The organism is Pedobacter sp. HMWF019, assembly GCF_003061025.1.
Lineage (GTDB): Bacteria > Bacteroidota > Bacteroidia > Sphingobacteriales > Sphingobacteriaceae > Pedobacter.
Genome location: NZ_QAIL01000577.1, coordinates 1 through 1,702 on the forward strand (window position 1 = coordinate 1; position 1,702 = coordinate 1,702).

At 36.0% G+C, this 1,702-nt stretch carries 2 protein-coding genes; one reads left to right on the forward strand and one right to left on the reverse strand.

What is annotated here, in order from left to right; translation table 11 throughout:
* On the forward strand, window positions 1-906 hold a 906-nt coding region (locus tag DBR11_RS27580; protein WP_108555757.1), incomplete at its 5' end, for a serine hydrolase.
* 120 nt (window positions 907-1,026) lie between these two features.
* Here the strand turns inward: DBR11_RS27580 and DBR11_RS27585 are convergent.
* Window positions 1,027-1,702, reverse strand: a 676-nt coding sequence (locus tag DBR11_RS27585; RefSeq protein ID WP_199233985.1) for a M28 family metallopeptidase, incomplete at its 5' end; no start/stop codon positions are given.

Consider the following 1,702-nt stretch of genomic DNA (forward strand, 5'->3'; position numbering starts at 1 on the left):
GAAGAATATTATACAGCCTACGGTAAATTGGATGCAGAAAGTCAAATTGAAATTAATAAAAATTCCATATTCGAAATTGCATCTATTACTAAAATTATAACTTCAGATTTAATTGCGCAAGCTGTTGATGATCATAAAATTAAAACGGATGATTATATCGACGGGTTCCTTCCTAAAGCGTATCTGTTGCAAAAAAATCTTAGAAACAAAATAAAAATTTCAGACCTCGCGTCTCATCAATCTGGTTTGCCTGATATAGATTTTGCAAAGTTGATAGAATTGGATCCGCAGCAACCAGTAAATGGTGTAACCCAGAAAACATTGAGTGATATCATCAATAATTGTACTGAACTAATAGATTATGGTCATTATCGTTATTCTACAATAGGATATACTTTGCTCGGACAGATATTAGAAAAAGTGTACAACAAGAGTTATGATGAAATTATCAGTGGAAAAATAATAGAACCTTTAAAGCTAACAAATACATTCACGAAAGATTTTAATGTAAAAAACAGAACAACTGGTCAGAATCCCAATGGTGGTAGTCAGGAATTCTTTAAATGGAACATTACAGCACCTGCAGGATTAATAAAATCTAGCGCTTCTGATATGGTTAAGTATTTAAAGGCAGTCCTGGATCAAGAAACTTCAATAGGAAAAGCGGCTGTAATTACCGAGAAACTCTTTTATAAAGATGAGAAAAGAGAAATGGGATTAGGACTAAATATCGTAACAGACGATAAAAACACCATTTATTCAAAATCAGGAGACTCCATGGGGCAATCTTCCATCATATGTTACAATAGGGCTAAAAATTGGGGTATTATAATTCTTCTAAACCAAAGGAACTCAAAAATGAGGCAAAACCTCTTAAATGAGATCTATGACACGGTCTTGAAATAAGTAGCTGGTTTTTGACATCCCTGTAAAATCTACAAGCCCTTCTCATCGTGCGATTGCAGGGCTTGTAGGTTTTATTATTATTTCTGTGACCACCTTGTTGAGATTGAGTGAATAGCGATTCTACATCTTCTTTTCAGGAACAAAAAGAATAGGCTCATTCCTGTTCGCAATCCTGGTCAGTGCCTCATAGATATAATCACAAACCAATTTCTCATCAGCAATATTGATCAGTTTCCGATCATCTTCAGGAGTATGATATTGAGGATGCCCACCTGTATGAAACCCTAATACCGGTATATTCTTTTTATAAAAGGAAACATGATCCGATCCGCCCACATCATAGGCATTTACAATGGGGTTGATTCCTATTTTCGGACCTAAGCTTTTCATAAGTTCCATTCCGCCATCAAAAGATGCTGCACCTCCCATATAAAGATGCTTTTCTTTATTCATTCGACCCACCATATCCATGTTAATCATTAATTTGATCTGAGACAGAGGAACCAGGGGATGTTCGGTAAAATACTTTGATCCTAATAAGCCTTGTTCTTCAGCGCTAAAAGCAATAATAATGATACTGCGCTTTAAGGAGGCTTTGTTTGCCGCTAATTTCTCCGAGATTTCTAAAAGTGCTGCTGTACCACTGGCATTATCGTCTGCACCAGGGTGAACGGCTACGGTATCTGGTTTTTTGGAAGATGCTCCACCCATCCCAAGATGATCATAATGTGCACCAATAACAATATATTCGTTTTTTAATTGTGGATCACTACCTTCAATTAAGCCTACTATATTC